Source organism: Mesorhizobium sp. M5C.F.Ca.ET.164.01.1.1, from assembly GCF_004792125.1.
Taxonomy (GTDB): Bacteria; Pseudomonadota; Alphaproteobacteria; order Rhizobiales; family Rhizobiaceae; genus Mesorhizobium; species Mesorhizobium wenxiniae.
Genome location: NZ_SRTG01000482.1, coordinates 1 through 301, shown reverse-complemented (window position 1 = coordinate 301; position 301 = coordinate 1). Strand labels below are relative to the sequence as shown.

The window sequence follows — 301 nt, the reverse complement described above, 5'->3', positions numbered from 1 at the left end:
CTACGTGAATGTGAACCGCAAGTACGATAACGGCACTCGAATCGCTTATTCCAAAACGGAAGAGGTCGATAGCGTTGAGGATATCCAGCATCCGATTGTCAGGGCGACGATGGGATACCTTGGGATATGCGGGGGCGTTGAAATAACGACTATTGCCGATATTCCATCCAAGGGAACCGGACTTGGATCATCGAGCGCTTTTACGGTTGGCCTTCTGCACGCGCTGAACGCGTTCCGAGGGCAATATGTCTCCAAGGCAAAGCTCGGTGCCGATAGTTGTTGCATCGAGATCGAACTTTGA

1 pseudogene is annotated in these 301 nt (G+C 51.5%); it reads left to right on the top strand.

Features of this window, described 5'->3' with window-relative positions:
• Nucleotides 1-301 (top strand): annotated as a pseudogene (locus EN807_RS34375) (GHMP kinase); the annotation flags it as partial.